Origin of the sequence: Pseudanabaena sp. FACHB-2040 (assembly GCF_014696715.1) — a bacterium.
GTDB lineage: Bacteria > Cyanobacteriota > Cyanobacteriia > Phormidesmidales > Phormidesmidaceae > JACVSF01.
In genome coordinates this window covers 69,355-93,286 of the sequence record NZ_JACJQO010000017.1, presented here as the reverse complement: position 1 = coordinate 93,286, position 23,932 = coordinate 69,355, and the positions used below count along the sequence as shown (strand labels likewise).

3 protein-coding genes are annotated in these 23,932 nt (G+C 54.6%); 2 read left to right on the top strand and 1 reads right to left on the bottom strand.

The window, feature by feature from the left end; all coding sequences use genetic code 11:
- Nucleotides 1-18: 18 nt before the first annotated feature.
- The gene (locus H6G13_RS18980; RefSeq protein WP_190485685.1) at nucleotides 19-882 is read right to left on the bottom strand and encodes a bile acid:sodium symporter family protein; all 864 of its coding nucleotides are present in this window, start codon (nucleotides 880-882) and stop codon (nucleotides 19-21) included.
- Nucleotides 883-1,629: 747 nt separating this feature from the next.
- Between H6G13_RS18980 and H6G13_RS18975 the strand changes: the two genes are divergently transcribed.
- The gene (locus tag H6G13_RS18975; RefSeq protein ID WP_190485683.1) at nucleotides 1,630-15,318 is read left to right on the top strand and encodes a cadherin-like domain-containing protein; all 13,689 of its coding nucleotides are present in this window, start codon (nucleotides 1,630-1,632) and stop codon (nucleotides 15,316-15,318) included.
- A 245-nt stretch (nucleotides 15,319-15,563) separates the two neighbouring features.
- Complete coding sequence (locus tag H6G13_RS18970) at nucleotides 15,564-23,900, top strand: cadherin-like domain-containing protein (protein WP_190485681.1); 8,337 nt, start codon at nucleotides 15,564-15,566, stop codon at nucleotides 23,898-23,900.
- The last annotated feature ends 32 nt before the right edge of the window (nucleotides 23,901-23,932 follow it).

Sequence of the window (23,932 nt, the reverse complement as noted above, 5' to 3'; positions counted from 1 at the left end):
ATTCTAACGGGCAAAAGATCATCTCTGCCTAGCAGCCCAGCCTGCAAAGAGACCTCCCGTGACAAACATCAGTAGGCTATAGATAGCAGCAGGAATTGCCAAAGTGGGTTGATTGAGCAGCGATGGGGCGCTGGCAATTGCGATCGCAAGTGTCCCGTTCTGAATTCCCACCTCCAGGGTAATCGCTGTAGAACTGGGCCGATCCAGCCTGGCCAGCGTCGCAATCAGGTAGCCCAACGCCATCGCCACTACGTTCAAAGCCAGCGTCACCAGCCCCACTTGGGCAAAAAAGGCCATCACATTGGCTCGCTGCTGCAGCAACAGGCCAACGATAATCAGCCCCAGCAAAAACAGTGACAGCCATTTGACGCCGCGTTCAGCTTTGGTCGCAAACTGCGGTAAGTAGCGGTGCAGCACCATGCCCAGCGTAACTGGAATAACAGTAATCACGGCGATTTGCAGCACCGTGGAGAGAAAGGGCAGCTGCAGGGAGGTGCCTTCTCCCAAAAAAGCGCCCATCGCTAGGTTAACCACCAATGGAATAGTCAGCACTGTAATCAAGCTGCTGATGGCCGTTAACGTAATCGACAGCGCCACATTTCCCCCAGCCAGATAGGTCACCATATTAGAGGTAGGGCCGCCAGGGCAAGCAGCTAAAACCATCACCCCAACCGCTAACTCTGGGGGAAGCGGAAAGCTTGAGACCAGTATAAAGCCCACTATTGGCAGCATCACCACTTGGGCAAACAGTCCAATCATCACCGCTTTTGGATAGCGCCAAACTCGGGTAAAGTCGGCTGGCTTCAACCCCAACCCCATACCTAGCATGATCACAAATAGTGCCAGCGGTAAAAACACGGCCGTTAAAAAGCTTGACTCCATGGCTACCCACGTCCTGCTTCACGTTGTCGGTAGTTTAACCCGAGTTCGATGAGCAGAGAACAGACTCAGCCGCAGAACATTGGCTCATCAGACGGTTGCAGCTCAACTGCCCCAAACGCTATCACCGCGATTTTTGAACCAAGCCGAAACCTGCCGCTAAAGAACGGGTATCAGAAGGCCTCAGATTCACAAAAATAAATCGAGGCGTCTAACAACTCTAGAAAAAAGCGATATTCAACGAGCCGAACGAGTAAACATCTGTAAAAAAAGAAACGCTTCACAAGGCTTTGATGATTCTTTCACCTGTTAGCCGGGAACTATCATCTAGGTTCATAATTCCGCATAGCAAGTCAGCTAGCGGTTTATGAAAGCTGAAAAAGGAGGATCAGTAAATCTACCGATCTTTAGAGGGTAGAGGTTCTTAAGACTATCTCATCTCTGAGCCATTTGTTAGTGCATCTCTCTCGGTTTACTCGAACAGCTATTTGAGCACAGTCTACTGCTAAAATTTCACGCCTCATTGGGTATAGATAGTCTACGTTCCAAACATAAGGTTTCAGGGGTGTATTTAACCTCTGGCGGTAAAGACTAAAAGCTTTCTAGTTTGAAGCGGTAGAGGACAGCATGTTCTCTGCCACAGTTCATGCTGGATTTCTAGACAGGGATGATCGATGATTTCCCTCTAAATTAATTGGTTGGGGAATTGATGGAGTACACATTTTGATAAAGCGATCTGGGATGCGAATCATGGAAAATCACACGAACTCTCTTATCTTTATTGATGCAAACGTTGATGCACACTTGCAGTTGGTAGAGAGTATTTCACTGCCTGGAGAGGTGCTGATTTTAAGGTCAGACGAAGATGGAGTTGAGCAGATCACCCATGCTTTGCGGCAGCATCCTGGAACCACTGAAATTCACATTGTTGCTCACGGCTTGCCCGGATGTTTAAACCTGGGTAAGAGCCAGTTAAGTCTCCACTCCCTCGACCACTACGAGCCTCAATTAAAAGACTGGTTTACTACCCTTAGCAGTGAATCAGTCTTATTTCTGTATGGCTGTAATGTAGCCGCAGGAGATGCCGGAGCCCAATTTTTGCAGGCGCTGCACACACTGACAGGAGCCTGTATTGCTGCCTCCGAGCGTCTAGTGGGCCATACCAGGCTCGGCGGTGACTGGCACCTCGACACTCACCTGGGAAACTGTGCCGCTAAACCCCTGCTTTCGGAGACAGCGGCTGCCGCTTACTATGCGGTCTTAGCTGCTCCTGCCAACGACAACTTCAGCAACGCTCAAGAACTGACTGGAACCAACGCAACAGCGACGGGAACCAACGTTGATGCCACTCAGCAAATGGGTGAACCGATTCATGACCCTACCGTAAGTGGGTTAGCGCCAACGTTTCAGCAAGATTTAAACGACTCTGCCTGGTGGAAATGGACAGCTCCCGTATCAGGGCCAGTCACGGTTGACACCTTTGGCAGCAGCATTAACACGGTGTTGGCTGCCTACACCGGTTCAGCACCCAACAGCCTGACCCAAGTAGCCAAAAACGACGATGCCAACGGCACTCTTCAAAGCAGCGTCACCTTTACGGCCAGTGCTGGCACCACCTACTACTTTGCGGTAGACGGGGTAGGCAGCAGCCAAGGCGCGCTCAAAATCACGTTGAATACACCGGCTGCAATTGATCCGGGCCAAATTTTTACCGTGAGTGAGTCGGCGTTACCAACTGATGCACCCTTTGGCACCGTCAAGGCCAACGAAACAGGGCTAACGTGGTCAATTGTTGGCGGCAACCCCGACAATGACGGCGATGGCAAATCGGCTTTTAGCATTAACGCTGCAACCGGCGCGCTTAGTATTAATGATGCGGGTGATCTGGACTACGAGAAGTATCCCCAGCTCTACACGCTGCAGGTTGCAGCCAATGATGGCTCTTTCACATCGGCTGGAACGGTTTTTGTCAACGTAACAGACGCTCCAGACAAGCCCGTTTTCAAAAGCCTAACGCCGAACCTAACGACGATTAATGAAGGGTCGAAAATCAGTCTGTCGGGTCAATTCAATGATCCAGATCAGAGGGATCAGCAAACCGTCACGATCAATTGGGGCGACGGCACCTCCACGATTATCGACAGCGACAATCTCAGCCTACCAGATGCCGACGGCAACCGCTCCTTCACCGGGGTCAATCATACCTACCGGGATAATGGAGCCTACTCCATCAACGTCACCGTTGTAGACAGCACTGGCAACACCGATAAAGCAACAACGGCAGTGACGGTCAACAACGTCGCCCCAACCATTACTCAAGGGGAAACAACCTCGCTGACGCTCAACGAGGATACGTCTACCACTTTCCTGCTGAATGCGACCGATCCTTCCAACTTGGATGTGCTGACCTGGAGCGTTGCCAAGGGAGCGGCCAACGGCACGGCCAAAGTTTCCCTCAGCCCCAACGGCAACAACCAGATCGTTACCTACACGCCGAATGCCAACTTCAGCGGCACCGATACCTTTGAGGTGCAGGTCCGGGATGATGATGGCGGCATTGACATTATCACCGTCAATGTCAATGTAGCCGCTCAGCCTGATGCTCCAGGCAATCTGGTTCTGGTTAAGAGCGCTGCCACTCTAAACGAAGGGCAGGCCCTGACCCTGACTGGCAGTTTCTTTGACCCCGATGCGGGCGACTCTTTCACTGTCAAGATTCTGTGGGGCGACGGCAGCCCAGAGACGGTGCTGCCCAACTCGGCTCTAGTTTCCGATGGCAAGGGCAACTACTCCTTTAACGTCAATCACGCCTATACCGATGACACTGCAGGCGCTCCGGTAGGTATCAACGTGGTGGTGCAGGACAGTACGGGTGCGATCGCAAGTGCCTCAACTCCCATCACCGTCAACAACGTTGCGCCCACTGTCACACCGGGCCCCGTCACCTCCTTCAGCACCAAAGAAGACACCGCCGGTACCCTGACCTTAACGGCTAGCGACCCAGCAGATACCAGCTTTGCCTGGCAGGTTGCCTCCAAAGCAACCAATGGCACGGTCAGCTTGTCCCCTAACCCCAGCGGCAGCACCCAAGTCGTCACCTACACGCCCAATCTCAACTTCAATGGCGTTGACAGCTTCAAGATTGCCGTTGACGACGGCGATGGCGGTGTCAATATCGTTGAAGTCTTTGTTGGTGTTGATCCGGTTAACGATGCACCTCAGGCCCTTACCCTCACTCCCAGCGCCACCAAGCTAGATGAAGGCCAAACCCTCACCTTAGCCGGAGCTTTCCAGGACGTCGATATCACCGACAAACACACTGTCACGATCGACTGGGGCGATGGCAGCCAACAGACCCTCAGCGCCGTTAACAACAGTGGCGGCAGCTTTGCTCTGCCCGCTGGCCTCAATCACCTTTACAAAGACGAAGGCAATTTCAACGTCAAGGTGACAGTGACCGACAGCGCTGGGGCGACTTTGGTAAGCACAACCTCTATTCAGGTTGCTAACCTTGCTCCCGTCATCACCACGCCTGCGGGTCCTGTCTCGATTGAGTCTCTGACCGTCGCCGAAGACAAGTCCGTCACCCAACTCATTACCGCAACCGATGCTGGGGTACTCGACATCCTGCAGTGGAGCCTAAGCACACAGCCTACCAACGGCACCGTTGAAATCGTGTCGACTGGCCTGGGCAATCAGCAGCAGGTCAAATACACGCCCAACCCCAACTTCTCTGGCACCGATACCTTCGTTGTCCAGGTCTCCGATGGCGATGGCGGTATCGACACCCTAACCTACAACGTCACAGTTCAAGACGCCAACGACCCGCCCCAGATTCTGGCCAACCAGTTCAAAGTCACCGAGGGCGAAACTCTGCTGGTAACGACCAGTGTGCTTGATGCGATCGACATCGAAACCCTGGAAGACAACAAAATCACTTTCACCATCACTGGACTGGCTACGGGCGACGTCTTCAAGGTGGATGGTGTCGTCAAAAATACCTTTACCCGCGCCGACATCCTCAATGGCCTAGTGACCTTCACCGATAATGGCGATGAAGCAAAGCCCACCTTCTCCATTCAGGTGTCTGATGGAACAGACAGCGTCACTGTGCCCGCTGCTGTGGAATTTACCAAAGTCAACGACGCACCCACCTTCGGGCCGACCAACACGCCGTTTACGGTAGTCGAGGGAGGTACCGCCCTAATTCGCTCAAATCACCTCAGTGCTGTAGATCCCGACTCACTGGCCTCTTCGCTGGTCTTCACTGTCAGCAACGTGGTTGGCGGCGACTTTATCCGGGGCGACGGCAGCAAGGTGACCCAATTCACCCAGCTCCAGATCAGCGCCGGAGAGATCAGCTTCCGGCATGACGGCAGCGAGACTGTGCCCAGCTACACGGTGACCGTCAGCGATGGCGACAAGACCTCGACCCGCACTGACACGCCGACCTTCATCAACATCAACGACGCTCCTACCTTCCTGGCCAACAGCCTGACCATTGGAGAAGGCAATACGGCCAAGCTCACGCTCTCTGACCTCAACGCCACCGATTTCGAAACCCTGCCCACTGACCTGCAATTTACCATCACAGGCATCCAGGGCGGCACATTCTTGCTCAATGACGTAGCTCAGGGGGCCACCGCCACCTTCAAGCTAGAAGACATCATCCTCGGTCGCGTCAGCTTCCGACAAGACGGCAGCGAAACTAAACCTGCCTACTCGGTAACCGTGACTGATGCTGGTACTTCAACGGGTGCGCCGCCGAAGTCTGCCACCAGCCAGCCCACTGTCGTCTTCAACCGGGTTAATGACAACCCCACGATTACGGCCAATACCTTCAGCATCAAAGAAGGCGAAACCATTCTGTTGAGTCAGGCCAACATAAACGGAGCCGATGAGCCGGGCGAGACCCCTCGACTGTCGTTGAGCTATACCGTTAGCAATGTGGTGGGTGGCCGATTCGCCCTAGGCTCTGCTCAAGGAACCGCAATCACCAGCTTCACCCAAAGCGATATCGACGGCCGGAGGATCGTCTTTGTCCACGACGGCACCGATATCACCCCCTCCTACACCCTAACCGTGCTCGACACCGAGGGCGGTAGTAGCACCAGCACGACGCCCAACATTATCTTGACCCGGGTTAATGAAGCGCCCACCCTCAAGAACAATACCCTCACCCTAACTGAAGGGGCGACGGTCACTTTATCTCAGGCCAACCTGCTAGCAACAGATGAGGAATCGACGCCTGAGCAGCTAACCTACACCATTTCGGGCCTCGCTGGTGGCCAGTTCAGGGTTAACGGGGCAGCCAAAACCAGCTTTACCCAGGCCGACGTAAACAATGGGTTGGTCAGCTTTGTCCACGACGGTAAAAATACTGCCCCTCAATACACAGTGACCGTCACCGATACGGTACCTGCTGGCCCAGTGGCCCTACCCTTCGGGCCTTTCACAGCAACCGGCACCCCAACCATCCAGTTCACGGCGGTTAATGATGCGCCTACTCTAACGGCCAATGCGTTTGCCATTAAAGAAGGCGAGACTATCACTCTATCCTCGACCAGCCTGCTGGCCAGTGATGAAGAAACCACCGATCCAACCAAACTTGTCTACACCGTGGACAAGGTCAGTAATGGCTCTTTCCGCCTGAGTGCGGGGGGGGCTGCGCTATCAACCTTCACTCAGGCTGATGTCAATACGGGCAAGGTGCAGTTTGTCCACGACGGCAGCGAAGCTGCTCCGAGCTACACCTTAACTGTCAAGGACAGCGGCATCCCCGGCGACACAACGCCCAAGAGCGCCACCCAAACAGTGGTCTTTGACGGCAACTTTACCAACCTCAATGACCTGCCCGAAATCCTGGCAAACAACTTAGCGATTTCTGAGGGTGGCCTCGTTACGCTAACCACGAATCACCTGAATGCCTCCGATCTAGAAACCCTCAGCAACGACCTGAAAATCACCATTACTGGAATTCAGGGCGGTTCTTTCCTGCTTGACGGAGTTCCCTTCGGTGGAGCGGTACAGTTCACTCTGGCCGATGTGGTACTACAGCGGATCAGCTTCCAGCACAATGGCACAGAAACGGTGCCAACCTATCTAGTAACTGTGCAAGATGCCGACGGTGGCTCTAGTAGCCCAGTGCCGGTAACGGTTACCAGGTTTGAGCGCGTCAACGATAATCCTGAGATCCTCAAAAACACCTTCAGCATTACTGAAGGTGGGCGGGTGATCCTCGGCAAGGCCAATTTGGATGCCGCCGATGAGGTGGGCGAAACGCCTCGGTTAGCCCTCAAGTACAACGTCAGCAATGTTGTGGGTGGCCGATTTGAGCTGGGCAGCACCTCAGGCACTGCCATTACCAGCTTCACTCAGACTGATATCGATGCTGGTCGAATTATTTTTGTTCACGACGGCAGCGACACAACACCGAACTACACGCTGACGGTTACCGACAGCGAGGGCGGCACCGATGTCGAGAGCAGCCCGACCGTGACTTTCACGCGGGTGAACCAGGCTCCAGAGTTGGTCAACAACAAGCTGAGCATTCTTGAAGGCGGTACCGTTGTCCTGAGTCAGGCCAACCTACTGGCCAACGATGAAGAGTCAGCACCTAACCAGCTAACCTATCAAGTGAGCGGGCTAAGCGGCGGCGAGTTCAGAGTCAATAGCGTTGCAACTACGACCTTCACCCAAGCCGACATCAACGGTGGGCTGGTGAGCTTCGTCCACGATGGTGCTAATGTCGCACCGCAGTACACCGTAAGCGTGACCGACAGCGTGCCGAGCGGCCCCGTTCTAGCTCCTGCCGGTCCTTTCACTGCCACTGGTAAAGCCACCATTGAGTTCACGGCCGTTAATGACGCGCCGATGCTGCAGGCCAACGTCTTCACCGTCGATGAGGGCAAGGCCTTTGTACTGAGCAGCAGCCAACTGTTGGCCAGCGACGAAGAGACCACCGACCCGAGCAAGTTGGTCTACAGCGTAGACCAGGTGAGCAACGGCAGCTTCCAGCTGGTATCAACTGGGGCGACCATCACCAGCTTTAGTCAGGCTGACGTTGATGCAGGCAAAGTGCAGTTTGTCCACGATGGTAGCGAAGTAGCTCCGAGCTACACCGTGACGGTCAGAGACGGCGATAGCACGCCTAAGAGCGCCACTAAAACAGTGAGCTTTGAAGGCAGCTTCAATAACCTCAATGACCTACCGGTTCTTCTAGCTAAGAATCTGAGTGTCAACGAAGGGGGCCGCGTCACCCTAACAACCGAGAACCTGAGCGCTGAAGATCTGGAGACGAATCAGGTAGATTTGGTCTTCACCCTCAGCAACGTAGTGGGCGGTAAGTTCCAGATAGACGGTGCCGATTTCCCAGTTGGGCCAGTCAGCTTCAGCTTGGCTGAAGTGGTACTGGGTCGTATTGGCTTTGTTCAAGACGGCACTGAAACCAAGCCTGACTACATGATTTCTGTTTCAGATGGTGTTGCTTCGACTGCTCCGGTCGCAGCTGAGGTGACCTTCAACCGAGTCAACGACAACCCCGAGATCACTATCAACGGGTTCTCTATCAGCGAAGGCGGCACGGTGATTTTGAGCAGTGCCAACATCAGCGCTACTGACGAGGTAGGAGAAACGCCGCAGGCTGAACTGAAGTACACGGTGGGCAACGTTCAGGGCGGCCGCTTCGCCCTAGCGACAGCGACTGGCGCAGCGATTACCAGCTTCACACAAGCTGACATCGACAAGAGCCGAGTTGTCTTTGTGCACGATGGCAGTGACACAACACCGAACTACACGCTGACGGTTACCGACAGCGAGGGCGGCACCGATGTCGAGAGCAGCCCGACCGTGACCTTCACGCGGGTGAACCAGGCTCCAGAGTTGGTCAACAACAAGCTGAGCATTCTTGAAGGCGGTACCGTTGTCCTGAGTCAAGCCAACCTGCTGACCAACGATGAAGAGTCAGCACCTAACCAGCTAACCTACCAAGTGAGCGGGCTAAGCGGTGGCGAGTTCAGAGTCAATAGCGTTGCAACTACGACCTTCACCCAAGCCGACATCAACGGCGGGCTGGTGAGCTTCGTCCACGATGGTGCTAATGCGGCCCCTGAATACACTGTGACCGTAACTGATACGGTACCCGCTCCACCTGTGGTAACTCCGGCAGGACCTTTCACTGCCACTGGTAAAGCCATCATTGAGTTCACGGCCGTTAATGACGCGCCGATGCTGCAGGCCAACGTCTTCACCGTCGATGAGGGCAAAGCCTTTGTGCTGAGCAGCAGCCAACTGTTGGCCAGCGACGAAGAGACCACCGACCCGAGCAAGTTGATCTACAGCGTAGACCAGGTGAGCAACGGCAGCTTCCAGCTGGTATCAACTGGGGCGACCATCACCAGCTTTAGTCAGGCTGACGTTGATGCAGGCAAAGTGCAGTTTGTCCACGATGGTAGCGAAGTAGCTCCGAGCTACACCGTGACGGTCAAAGATGGCGACAGCACGCCTAAGAGCGCCACTAAAACAGTGAGCTTTGCAGGCAGCTTCAATAACCTCAATGACCTACCGGTTCTTCTGGCCAAGAATCTGAGTATCAACGAAGGGGGCCGCGTCACCCTAACAACCGAGAACCTGAGTGCTGAGGATCTGGAGACGAATCAGGTAGATTTGGTCTTCACCCTCAGCAATGTAGTGGGCGGTAAGTTCCAGATAGATGGGGCTGACTTCCCAGTTGGGCCAGTCAGCTTCAGCTTGGCTGAAGTGGTACTGGGTCGTATTGGCTTTGTTCAAGACGGCAGCGAGACCAAGCCTAGCTACACAATTTCTGTTTCAGATGGTGTTGCTTCGACTGCTCCGGTCGCAGCTGAGGTGACCTTCAACCGAGTCAACGACAACCCCGAGATCACTATCAACGGGTTCTCTATTAGCGAAGGCGGCACGGTGATTTTGAGCAGTGCCAACATCAGCGCTACTGACGAAGTGGGAGAGACGCCGCAGGCTGAACTGAAGTACACGGTGGGCAACGTTCAGGGCGGCCGCTTCGCCCTAGCGACAGCGACTGGTGCAGCGATTACCAGCTTCACACAAGCTGACATCGACAAGAGCCGAGTTGTCTTTGTGCACGACGGCAGTGACACAACACCGAACTACACGCTGACGGTTACTGACAGCGAGGGCGGTACTGATGTCGAGAGCAGCCCGACCGTGACTTTCACGCGGGTGAACCAGGCTCCAGAGTTGGTCAACAACAAGCTGAGCATTCTTGAAGGCGGCACCGTTGTCCTGAGTCAGGCCAACCTACTGGCCAACGATGAAGAGTCAGCACCTAACCAGCTGACCTACCAAGTGAGCGGGCTAAGCGGTGGCGAGTTCAGAGTCAATGGCGTTGCAACTACGACCTTCACCCAGGCTGACATCAACGGTGGGCTAGTGAGCTTCGTCCACGATGGTGCTAATGTCGCACCGCAGTACACCGTGACTGTGACCGACAGCGTGCCGAGCGGCCCCGTTCTAGCTCCTGCCGGTCCTTTCACTGCCACTGGCAAAGCCATCATTGAGTTCACGGCCGTTAATGACGCGCCGATGCTGCAGGCCAACGTCTTCACCGTCGATGAGGGCAAGGCCTTTGTACTGAGCAGCAGCCAACTGTTGGCCAGCGACGAAGAGACCACCGACCCGAGCAAGTTGGTCTACAGCGTAGACCAGGTGAGCAACGGCAGCTTCCAGCTGGTATCAACTGGGGCGACCATCACCAGCTTTAGTCAGGCTGACGTTGATGCAGGCAAAGTGCAGTTTGTCCACGATGGTAGCGAAGTAGCTCCGAGCTACACCGTGACGGTCAGAGACGGCGATAGCACGCCTAAGAGCGCCACTAAAACAGTGAGCTTTGAAGGCAGCTTCAATAACCTCAATGACCTACCGGTTCTTCTAGCTAAGAATCTGAGTATCAACGAAGGGGGCCGCGTCACCCTAACAACCGAGAACCTGAGTGCTGAAGATCTGGAGACGAATCAGGTGGATTTGGTCTTCACCATTGATGGCGTAATCGGCGGCAAATTCCAGAGGGATGGTGCCGATTTCCCGAGTGGGCTAGTCAGCTTCAGCCTAGCTGACGTGGTACTGGGTCGTATTGGCTTTGTTCAAGACGGCAGCGAGACCAAGCCTGACTACATGATTTCTGTTTCAGATGGTGTTGCTTCGACTGCTCCGGTCGCAGCTGAGGTGACCTTCAACCGAGTCAACGACAATCCCGAGATCACTATCAATGGGTTCTCTATCAGCGAAGGCGGCACGGTGATTCTGAGCAGTGCCAACATCAGCGCTACTGACGAGGTAGGAGAGACGCCGCAGGCTGAGCTGAAGTACACGGTGGGCAACGTTCAGGGCGGCCGCTTTGCCTTGGCGACAGCCAGCACGGTCGCGATTACCAGCTTTACCCAGGTTGATATTAACAAGAGCCGAGTTGTCTTTGTGCACGACGGCAGCGACACAACACCGAACTACACGCTGACGGTCACCGACAGCGAGGGCGGCACCGATGTCGAGAGCAGCCCGACCGTGACCTTCACGCGGGTGAACCAGGCTCCAGAGTTGGTCAACAACAAGCTGAGCATCCTTGAAGGCGGTACCGTTGTCCTGAGCCAGGCCAACCTGCTGACCAACGATGAAGAGTCAGCGCCCAACCAGCTGACCTATCAGGTAAGCGGGCTAAGCGGCGGCGAGTTCAGAGTCAATAGCGTTGCAACTACGACCTTCACCCAAGCCGACATCAACGGCGGGCTGGTGAGCTTCGTCCACAATGGCACCAATGCGGCCCCTGAATACACTGTGACCGTGACTGATACGGTACCCGCTCCACCTGTGGTAACTCCGGCAGGACCTTTCTCGGCAACGGGCAAAGCTGCGATCGCATTCACCCCAGTCAACGATGCGCCGGTGGTAACCGCTAGCGCCTTTGAGATTCAGGAAGGGGCTGCAGTAGTGCTCTCTAGTGCGGTCTTGTCGGCTGCGGATGAGGAAACTACCAATCCAGCTCAACTGATCTACACCGTTGACCAAGTGAGCAATGGCGAGTTCCAGTTTGTTGCAACGGGGGCAATGACCACCAGCTTCACTCAGGATGACATCAACAACAACCGAGTGCAGTTTAAGCATGACGATAGTGAACTTGCGCCCAGCTACACCTTAACCGTCAAGGACAGCGGCCTTTCTGGCGATGCAACCAGCCAGAGCACGACTACTACTGTGACCTTCCCAGAAGGACCAGGCGGATTCATTAATGTCAATAACCTGCCTGTCTTCCTAGCTAACCAGTTAGAGGTGCAAGAAGGGAACAAGATTGTTCTGTCAGCCAGCAACCTGAGTGCCACAGATGACGACGACATTGTCAGCCAACTCACCTTCCGCATCTTCAACGTCAGCGGCGGCACCTTCTACTTAGATGGAAAAGTTCTCGACGATAAGACGACGTTCACGACCTCATTAGTTTCTTTTGGCAAGCTCAGCTTCCAGGACGATGGGGATGAAACGCCAGCTACCTACACCGTTGAGGTTACTGATCCATCGGGTGGAGTGAAGACGCAAGCGGCAACGGTGAAGCTAATCCCGGTAAACGACAATCCGCGCTTGATGACAAATGCCTTTGTCATTAATGAAGACGGATTGCTGGAGCTGAGCAGCGCCAATCTGCTGGCCCAGGATGATGAGACCATCGACCCCACTAAGATTACTTACACCATCAGTAACCTGACGGGCGGTACGTTTGTCCTGTTCTCTGGGGGCGAGCCTATCACAACCTTTACCCAGGCTCAGGTCACCCGCAAGGAAATCGTCTTCCTTCAGAACGGCTCTGAAGTGGCTCCCAGCTTCACGATCAAGGTTAGCGATCCAGAGGGTGGTGAAACGACGACCAAGGCCAATATCACCTTTAACGCCACCAATGACTTGCCGGTTCTGGGCGCGAATAGCCTGACGATTTCAGAGGGTGGGACAGTCTTGCTGACTCCCAGCAACCTTTCCGCATCTGACCCAGATAACCTACCGTCGGAGTTGGTCTTTACCATCAGTGGTTTAGCTGCAGGCCAGGGACAGTTTGAGGTAGATAAGGATGGAGACGGCACCTTCGAAACGGTAGGGGCGACCAGCTTTACGCTGCAAGACGTCACCAATGGGCGGGTTCGATTTGTGGACGATGGCGACGAGACTGCGCCCACTTACGGCGTCAGCGTTAGTGACGGGACGATATCGACTGCGATCCAGGCTGCTCAAATTGCCTTTACCAACGTCAACGACCTGCCTGTGGCTAACGATGACAGCGGCACTGGCTTTACCACCAACCAAAATACGACCTTCACCACAGCCAACGTCCTTAAGAACGACAGCGACGGCGATCCGGGAGCTGTGTTGACAATTACTCAGGTTGATGGCAAAGCGATCGCAATGGGAGGACCGGCTGTCGAACTGGCTTCTGGCGCTCTGATGATGCTAAACAGCAACGGCACCTTCACCTACAACCCCAATGGCAAGTTCAATTCACTGGCAGCAGGAACCAACAAGGTAGATAGCTTTACCTATACCTTGAGCGATGGCCAAGGCGGCAGCGATACGGCAACGGTTCAGATTGTGGTCAACGGTGTCAATGACAATCCGGTAGCCAATGACGACAGCGGCCAAGGCTTCTCAACCAACGAGGGCACACCGCTGACCACGCCGACAGTGCTGGCCAACGACTCAGATGTTGACCTCAACGATACGCTCACGATTACTCAGGTGGATGGCAAAGCCATCTCGGTGAATAGCAGCGTCACGCTGACTTCGGGAGCCAGCGTGACTCTCAACGCCAACGGCACCTTTAACTACAACCCCAACGGCAAGTTTGAGTCCCTGGGTGCGGGTAAGACAGCCGTCGATAGCTTTACCTATACCTTGAGCGATGCCAATGGCGGCAGCGACCCAGCGACGGTCAGCATCGTTATTAATGGGCTCAATGATGCTCCAGTAGCGGTGAAAGACAGTGGGGTCGGCTTCTCCACCAATGAAGACACGCCGTTTAAGACGGGTAGTGTGCTCGCCAACGACACCGATATCGACGGGGATACCCTCTCGATTATTCAGGTCAACGGCAGCACGATTGCGGTGGGTGGCCCTGCCATTACCATTGCATCGGGGGCGAAGGTTAGCCTAAACAGCGATGGCACCTTTAACTACGACCCAGCAGGCAAATTCGAAAACCTCTCTAATGGCGACACCAAGACCGACAGCTTTACCTACGCCATCAGCGACGGTAACGGCGGCACGTCTACAGCCACGGTCGAAGTTGCCATCAGTGGTCTCAATGATGCGCCGGTTGCTGGAAATGACCAGGGTGCTGTCAGCGAGCGGAGAAGCCTGAAGCTCAATGTGCTGGCGAATGACAGTGACAGCGATCCGGGCGATACCCTAACGATTGGCAAAATTGGGGAGACTGCGATCGCACCCGGTGGACAGGTGGCCCTTGCCTCAGGTTCTCTGGTCATCCTTAATAGCGACAGCACTCTGACCTACGTACCCTTTGGCTTTGCCGGGCTGGCTTCTGGCCAAGTGGGAAGCGACAGCTTCACCTATAGCCTAGTAGACAGTCAGGGGCAGTCAGCTACGGCTACCGTGTCGCTGCAGATTGCCGGTTACACACCACCTGCTGCCGTCAATGGTGTGTTTGACTACGAGCAGTTCGCCCGTTACGCCCTCTTAGATGCTAATACGGAAGTCACCTTCGCCCCCGTCGAAGTGGGCGGACTGGCACTTGATCAGCTATTTGATGAGGGCTACTACTTGAGCCAGTACTCAGACATTGCTGCGGCAATTGATGCTGGACTGATTAAGTCAGGCTACGAGCACTTCGTCACCGCTGGCTGGTTAGAGGGCCGCAATCCCAGTACCCTCTATAACGAAACTTTCTACCTGAGCCAAAACCCCGACATTGCCCAGGCAGTTGGGGGAGGCGCGTTCAGTAGTGGCTTTGCCCACTTCGCCCAGTTTGGCCACAAGGAGGGCCGCAACCCCAGCGCCCAGTTCAACCAGCAGGACTACCTGCTGCGCAACCCAGATGTGGCAAACGCAGTGTCGGCAGGGGTTATTAGCAGTGGCTTCGAGCACTTTGTGGAATCGGGCAGCGCCGAAAACCGAGCTCCTTCCCTGTACCTGTTCAACGAATCCTACTACCTGCAGCAAAACCCGGATGTTGCCCAGGCTGTAGCTGGTAAAGCCTTTGCGAGCGGTTTTGAGCACTACGTCAAATTTGGGCAGAGGGAGCCCCAACGGAGCCCCAGCGCCCTCTTTAACGAAAGCAGCTATCTGGCTCTCAACTCTGATGTGCAAGCGGCTGTTAACAACAACATCGTGTCTAGCGGTTTCGAACATTACGTGCAGTCAGGCCGGTTCGAAGGACGGCAAGTGTTTGCATAACGATGCGATCTGCCATTCACAAATGTGAGCGGTAGAAGCGAAGAATGTCCCTGAGTTGAACTCAGGGATGTTCTCTTTCAACCAATGGCTAGCTCAATCAACTCAACTTCTGTTGAAACCCCCTTTTTAAATTGAAAGCACCCCATTGCCTTGTGTTTTCCTCAAAGCACATTCTGTCGAGGTGCTTGTCAGAACTAATCTTTATTACCCGGCGGTAATACCGTAAAGCTGAAAGAGACTATCCCATGAATGCAATTCCTCAATTTCTAAACAACAGCCTCACGATTAGCGAAGGCCAAACAATCCCCATCACGCTCAGCAACTTAGATGCCAACGATGCTGATGATGCGGCTAATACCCTGAAGTTCACTATCACCAACTTGGTGGGCGGGCGGTTTGAGCGAGTTGAGCAGGTGAATGGGCAGGAGAAGATAACGGTTCTGGCAGATGCTAGCGCTAATCCTTCGGTCGCTCCAGTTTCGTTTACGCGAGCTGATATTGCTAGCAACCTGATCCGATTTGTCCATGATGACAGTGAGGTTTCGCCCAGCTATGTAGTAACGGTGGCTGATAACAAGGGAGGCAGCACCAGCACTCCAGCTGCGGTGGTTTTCTCCGCTGAAAATGATGCGCCTCTGTTTGAGGTCAACCAGCTAACTATTACCGAAGGTGGCAGTGTTGTTCTCAACCAGAACGTTGTTGGTGGAGTCACTCAGGTCAATTTACGAGCAACCGATGAAGAAACCGACAGCGCTATCCTGACCTACACAGTGACCTCCGTTAAGGAGGGACAGTTTGAACTGATTGAAGCAGGTGGCACTTTTAAGATCGTCACGGAGTTTACCCAAGGTCAAGTAGATGCGGGTCTGATTCGATTTGCCCACCGGGCTGATAGTGAGATTCCGCCTAGCTACACCCTTGAAGTGAACGATGGCCAGGGCAGCACAGCGGTTCGAGAAATGAACTTGCTCAATCCCGCTACCTTTGCGGTTAACGATGCCCCTACTATTACGACGAATACGCTCAGGGTTAGCGAAGGGCAAGCGGTCACCATTTCGACCCTGAATTTAGATGCGACTGATCCAGATAATTTCAGAGACGGCCTGCTCTTTTCCATTGCACCTGCTACGGATCTCAACACAGGGGCTTCTCTGCTAGCAGGGCAGTTTTTGGTGAAAAACCAGAGCGGGCAGTTTGGGCCTAAATTAACCTTCACACGGGCCGATATCCTGGCCGGTCGGGTTAAGTTTCAGCATGATAGTACTAACAGAACGCCGCAATATAGCGTGACTGTTTCTGATGGTAGCCTGACCAGCGAGGCTAAATCTGCCCAGGTTACGTTCACCCCCATTAATGACCAACCAATCTTTCTCACCAATACGCTCCAGATTACGGAGGGAGAGACGGTCATTCTTAACCAGGGCAGCTTGAACCTGGTGGCTACTGATGAAGAGTCTGCTCCAAACGCCCTGATCTACAGGATTAATCAAGTGGTGCGGGGTAACTTTGCGATCCTTGATTCCAATACTGGAACGGCTCAAGTTCTGGCAGTTGGTGGCACCTTCACTCAGGCCCAGGTGAATGCTGGGCAGGTGCAGTTTACCCATGACGGCAGTGAACTTGCGCCAAGCTACACACTCACTGTGCGCGACGCAGGTATTAACAACAACCCGGCCACAGCTTTGGGCGTGACTCGTGAGGTTTTCATTCCAATCGGTGGGTTTGTTTCTATTAACGATGCACCCGAATTGGTGACCAATCAGCTGACGCTGAAGGAGGGAGATGCACTCTTTCTCACGACTCAGAACCTGCGGGCAACCGATGCTGAAGACAACGCCGACAATCTGGTCTTTACCATCACCGGGCTTACCGGAGGCCGCTTTGAGCGGGTGGAGCGAGTCGGTGAGGCAGAGACAGTCGAGATCTTGGCAGCTGATACCGATCCGCCCACTGCGTCAGTTGAGTTTACTCAAGCCGACATTTTGATGGGCAAAATTCGCTTTGTGCACATCCCCGATACCAACACAGCGCCCACCTATCAGGTGCAGGTCAGGGACTTGAGCGATCCGGCAGCAGTTGACAGTGGGGTTGCCACAATCAACTTCACACCAATTAACGATATTCCTGTGCTAGAAACCCTGGCCCTCGAAATTGCAGAGGATCAGACGGTATTTCTCAATCCCACCATCCTTAACGTTAGCGATGAAGAGACGGGTGCAGCGGACGTTGTCTACACCGTGGACAGTGTGAGCGGCGGCCAGTTTGTGGATGCAAATGGCACTGCAGTTACTCGCTTCACTCAGGCCCAGGTGAATGCGGGAGATGCGATCGCATTTCAACACGACGGCAGCAACTCTGCACCCAGCTTTACCCTAACCGCAGCCGATGGTCCGGCGGCAGAGGGCGGCCAGTCAATCACTATCGAAAGCGGTGATCGCATCGTCTTTACGCCCATCAACGACCTGCCTATAGTTCAAGTCAGCCAGTTCTCTGTCACCGAGGGCGGCACTGTCAAGCTCAGTAGCGCTCTGCTCAACACCATTGATGAAGAGGCAACAGCAGGTCAGCTAACCTACACCGTCACCCTGACTCAGGCCGACCCGACCAAGCCCGACGGTTTTATGATCGACGGCACACTCCAGACGACCTCTCCAGTAACCTTTACCCAGGCCCAGGTCAATGCTGGGCTAGTGCAGTTTGTCCACGGCGGCTCCAATAGCGCGCCTCAGATTGCCCTAACGGTGAGTGATGCCTCGACGGGCAGTTTTAACACCGTGCCGGTTGACCTGAAGATTGCTTTCACAGCCACCAATGACGCGCCTCTTTTTAACACCAACACCCTGAGCATTAGCGAGGGCGGCACCGTCATTTTCAACCAAAATCCGCTGGCCCTCAACTTGGTCACCACTGACGAAGAATCGGCTCCGGAGGATCTGGTCTACACCATTGATAAAGTGGCGCGTGGCCAGTTTGAGCTGATTGACGCCACCTCACAGACGACGGTGCTGAAGGTGGGCGACAGCTTTACCCAGGCCCAAGTAAATGCTGGACAGGTGCAGTTTGTTCACGGCGGCGACGAGCTGGCCCCGACCTACACTCTGACGGTGAAGGACAGCGGGATTAACGGTGATTCGACAACGGTTCGCACCGTTACCCGCGAGGTGACGATTCCTCCCGGCGGCTTTACCCAGATCAACGATGTGCCAACCCTGCAGGTCAATACCCTGACATTGGAGGAGGGTGGCACCGTCATTCTGACCAGTGACAACCTGCAGGCCATCGACCCTGAAACCAACAGCGCCGCTCTGGTCTTCACCATTACTGCAGTTACAGGCGGGCGCTTTGAGCGGGTGCGCTTAGTAGAGGGAGAGGAAGTCGTTGAGCTGCTAGCGGCAGAGACCGACCCACCAACTTCGCCCGTTTCCTTTACTCAGGAAGAGGTGCTGTTGGGGCTGATCCGTTTTGTGAATGACCCAGCTATCGACACCCCGCCGACCTACCGCGTGGAGGTACGTGATTTGAGCGATCCGGCGGGCGTGGACAGCAGCGATGCCGTCGTAAACTTTACCCCGATCAACGACGTGCCTATCTTGGAAACCTTGGACCTGCAGGTGATCGAGGGGCAAAAGGTGCTGCTTAATGCCAGCAGCTTGAGCGTTGTCGACGAAGAAACTGCTGCTGAAGGCGTTGTCTACAGTGTTGACCAGGTCAAGGGCGGCAAGTTTGTCTTAAATGCTGATGGCACTGAGGTTAAAAGCTTTACCCAGGCTCAGGTGAATGCGGGAGATGCGATCGCATTTCAGCACGACGGCAGCAACACTGCACCCAGCTTTAGGCTGACAGCTGCTGATGAGGGTGGCCAGACGATCACCTTTGAGAGCGACAGTAGGCTTGTTTTCACGCCCACCAACGACACCCCTAAGGTCAGCGTCAGCCAGATCACCCTGAGCGAAGGCGGCACCATCAAGCTCAGCAGCAGTCTGCTAAACACTACTGATGAAGAATCGGGCCCCAACCAGCTGACCTACACCGCCAAAGTCACCAACGCCGACCCGAGTAAGCCTGATGGCTTCATCGTCGATGGCAAGTCTCAGAGTGAATCTACCGTTACCTTCACTCAGGCTCAGGTCAATGCCGGGCTAGTGCAGTTTGTCCACGGTGGCTCCAACAGCGCCCCTCAACTAGAGGTCACCGTGACCGACACCTTCGACAGCAACCCAATTACGGTACCCGTCGATCTCAAGATTGCCTTCAATGCCGTTAATGATGTGCCTGTCTTTATTACCAACAGCCTAAAGATTGCCGAGGGTGAGACGGTGATTTTCAACAGCGATCCGGAGCACCTGAACTTAGTCGCCACCGATGAAGAGTCCAGCTCAGATCAGCTGACCTATACCATCGATCAAGTGGCACACGGCCAGTTTGGCCTGATTAACCCTGATACCGGCACCGTGGCTTTGCTGGAAGCGGGGCAAACCTTCACCCAGGCCCAGGTCAATGCTGGACTAATTCAGTTCACCCATGACGATGGCGAAGCGCCGCCTGCCTATACCCTCACCCTCAGCGACAGCGGCACCGCAGGCGACACTTCACCCAAGCGCGTGACCAAAACGGTAGAGATTCCCGCAGGCGGCTTTACCCCCATCAACGATGCGCCGGTCTTTGATGCTAAGAACGTGCAGCCCTTCGCCTTGACCGAAGGCGGCACCGTCACGCTCAGCAATGCCAATCTGCTGGCCACCGATGCTGAGGGGCAGCCCCTGACCTACACCGTTACCCTGATCAATCCTCCGGCTGACCCAGCCCAGCAAGACAAGTTTGTCGGTCAGGGCGTGGTTCAAGTTGACCCGCTGACCTACACCTTTACCCAGGCAAACGTCAGTGCGGGGACGGTGCAGTTTGTCCACGGCGGCTCCAACCAAGCACCCCAATTTAAGGTCACCCTAACCGATACCTTTGCTCCGGCCGACCAGCAAATCACGATTGAAGTGCCCTTGGCCGCTGAGTTCCAGGTCGTCAATGATGCACCTGTCTTTGCTACCAATACGCTCAAAATTGCTGAAGGCGGCAGCGTCGTGCTCAATGCTGAGAGCCTCAATTTGATGACTACCGACGAAGAGTCTGGGCCAGAAGCGCTGGCCTACACTGTCGATGCGGTTACCTTTGGTAAATTCGAGCGAATTAACCCGCTCACGGGCACAGCCCTTGGAGACATTCTCACAGGGGGCACCTTTACCCAGGCAGAGGTAAACAGCGGCACAATTCGCTTTGTCCACGACGGAGGCGAAAAAGCCCCTAGCTACACGCTGACTGTTGCCGACACCGGCACCCCCGGCGACTCAACCCCCAAGAGCATTACCAGAATGCTAGAGATTCCCGCAGGTGACTTTACCAACGTCAATGATCCGCCCACGATTGCGGTGAATAAGCTGGTGGTCACTGAAGGCGAAACCGTTGTGCTGACCCTAGGTAATCTCAACGTCACCGACCCAGACAGCACCCTCAGCCGCATTAAGCTGCAGATTAAGGACGTGGTGGGCGGCCAGTTCCTTCTAGACGGCAAACTCCTCACACCTGAGGCTTCCTTTAGCCTGTCAGCCATTGCCTTTGGTCAGTTGAGCTTTGTCGATGATGGGGAGGAAGGCTCTCCTAGCTATACCGTTGTGGCCCTTGATCCTCAAGGTGGCACCACGAGCTTGCCCGCACAGATTGATTACACCCCGGTCAACGATCCGCCCCGGCTGACAATCAACTCCTTTGTCATTACTGAGGGCGGGCTGCTGACTCTCAATGACCCCGATCAGGCTCTAGCCAATCTAAAAGCTGAAGACGATGAGACTACTGCTGATCAAGACTTGCTTTTCAAGATCAGCAACGTCAAGGGAGGGCGCTTTGCCGACTTCTTGAACCAGCCGGTTGAGAGTTTTACCCAAAAGCAGCTAAACGATGGCGACATTGTTTTTGTGCATGACGGCAGTGAAACGGTGCCCAGCTTCGACATTACCGTGCGTGATAGCGACGGTAGTGAGATTACCGAGGCGGCTAAAGTGGCGTTTGTCCCGGTGAACGATCCGCCCAAGCTGACGGTTAACCAGTTCAAGGTGCAGGAAGGCGGCACCGTCGTCTTGACCTCAGAGAACCTGTTTGCCTCCGATCCAGATACAGACCCCGCTAGCCTTACCTTTGTCATCAACGGCCCATCTCCAGGGCAGGGACAGTTTGAGGTAGACACCGATGGCGATGGCATCTTTGAGCTGAAGAATGCCGGCAAGTTTACCCTGGCTCAAGTCAGCAAAGGCCAGGTGCGTTTTGTTGACGATGGCGACGAAACGCCTCCTAGCTACACAATCAGCGTCAGCGATGGGGAGTTTGCTACTGCGCCTGTGGCGGCCAAGATTGAGTTTGTCCCGGTCAACGATGCGCCTGTTGCCACTGACGATGGTGGGCTTGACTTCTCTACTAATCAAAACACTAAGCTGACGACGCCTAACGTTTTGACCAACGATACCGATTCCGACTCGGATGATGTGTTGACGATTGTACAGGTCGAAGATCAGGCCATTACGATTGGGGGGCCAGCGGTGAAGCTGACCTCTGGGGCTTTGGTGAGCCTTAACGAAAATGGCACCTTTACCTACGACCCTAATGGAGCATTTGTAGCCCTGGCAGCGGGTAAGACAACAACTGATGCTTTTGCGTATACCGTAGGTGACAAGGCGGGGGCAACTGATACGGCAACGGTCTCTGTGCAGGTGATGGGCGTCAACGATGGCCCCACGCTCAAGACTAATAAGCTCTCTGTCGAGGAAGGCGGTTCAGTCGTGCTGACGATGGCTGAACTGGAGGCAGCTGATCCTGACAATGGGCCAGATACGCTGACCTTCACCATTAGCAGCCTAACCGGCGGCAGCTTTAACCGAGACTTAGACGGCGACGGCAAATTTGAGCAGGAAAATATCACAGAGTTCACCCAGCAGGAGGTATTGGATAAGCGCATTGTCTTTGTCCACAATGGCAGTGAGGTGCCGCCTACCTACAGCGTTAGTGTCAGCGATGGCGATCGCACCCTCGATACCCTGCCCTCTCCTGTTGCTATCGGCAAGTTCACTAACGTCAACGATGCGCCTACTGCCCAAGACGATGAGGGCGAGGGATTTGCTACCAACGAAGACACCCCCTTTGTTACCCTCAGCGTCTTAAGCAACGATGTTGACCCGGATGCTGGCGACACGCTGACGGTTACTCAGATCGACGGCACTGAGGTGACGGTTGGCGGCCCTGCGGTCAAGATTGGCTCGGGTGCGCTGGTCAGCTTAAAGGCAGATGGCACTTTCGAGTACAACCCCAATCAGGCCTTTGAATCGCTTCCTACAGGTGAGATTGCGGTAGACACCTTTGCCTATACCGTTAGTGACGGCAAAGGCGGTACGGATACAGCAACGGTCAAGATCCAGGTTAGTGGTCTAAATGACGCACCCGTGGCCGCTGACGACAGCGGCACCGTCAGTGAGCGGCGCAGCCTTAAGCTCAACGTGTTAGCCAATGACAAAGACCTGGATCCGGGAGATACTCTCAGCCTCCATCGCGTCAATGATGCCATTTTGGAAGGGGGCAAGATTGCCTTCCTCAAGTCTGGCTCAATGGTCATTCACAATAGCGATCGCACCTTTACCTACGTCCCCCTCGGCTTTACCAGCCTGCTGACGGGCCAGACGGCAACCGATAGCTTCACTTATTCAATTCTGGATAGCCAGGGACAGGAAGATACGGCAACGGTGAGTATTGAAGTCACCGGCTATACTTCGCCCAGCGAAAACCTGGTGAAGGGGGTGTTTGACATTGGCCAGTTCAGCCGCTACGTGCAGCTAGATTCAAATACCCAGCTGGGTTACACGCCTTTTGAAGTGAACGGGCTGCCCTTTGATCAGCTCTTTGACGAAAGCTACTACCTCAGCCAGTATTCAGATGTGGCGGCAGCGGTTGATGCCGGGCTGTATAAGTCAGGCTACGACCACTTCACGAGCAATGGCTGGTTCCAAGGCCGTAACCCCAGCGTTTTGTTCAACGAGGCGTATTACCTCCAGCAAAATCCGGATGTGGCTCAGGCAGTTACTAACCGGGCGACCAACAGCGGGTTTGAGCACTTTGTGCGGTACGGTCATCTAGAGGGACGCAACCCCAGTGCTGGGTTCAACCAGCAGGAATACCTGCAAAACAACCCGGATGTGGCCGCTGCGGTTGCTAACCGAGCCATCGGCAGCGCTTTTGAGCACTACATCGAATTTGGCAGTGCTGAAAACCGGGTGCCTGGGCTGTTCTTATTCAATGAGGGCTTTTACCTACAGAACAACCCGGATGTAGCTCAGGCCGTAGTGGGTGGAGCTTTTGAGAGTGGCTTTGAGCACTACGTCAAGTTTGGGCAGAGGGAGCCTCAACGGATGCCTAGCTCAATGTTTAGCGAGAGCAGCTACCTGGCGTTGAACCCGGATGTGCAGGGTGCGATCGCAAACAACGCTTTCTCCAGCGGCTTTGAGCACTACGAGCAGTTTGGCCGGTTTGAAGGGCGGCAAGTTTCTGCTTAATTAATGCCTAGGCGGTCGCTCGTCTCACTCTA

Bases quoted from the DNA above. Each gene is read 5' to 3' on its own strand.
- H6G13_RS18970 (WP_190485681.1), top strand. From the start codon at position 15,564: ATGAATGCAATTCCTCAATTTCTAAACAACAGCCTCACGATTAGCGAA.
- H6G13_RS18975 (WP_190485683.1), top strand. From the start codon at position 1,630: ATGGAAAATCACACGAACTCTCTTATCTTTATTGATGCAAACGTTGAT.
- H6G13_RS18980 (WP_190485685.1), bottom strand. From the start codon at position 882: ATGGAGTCAAGCTTTTTAACGGCCGTGTTTTTACCGCTGGCACTATTT.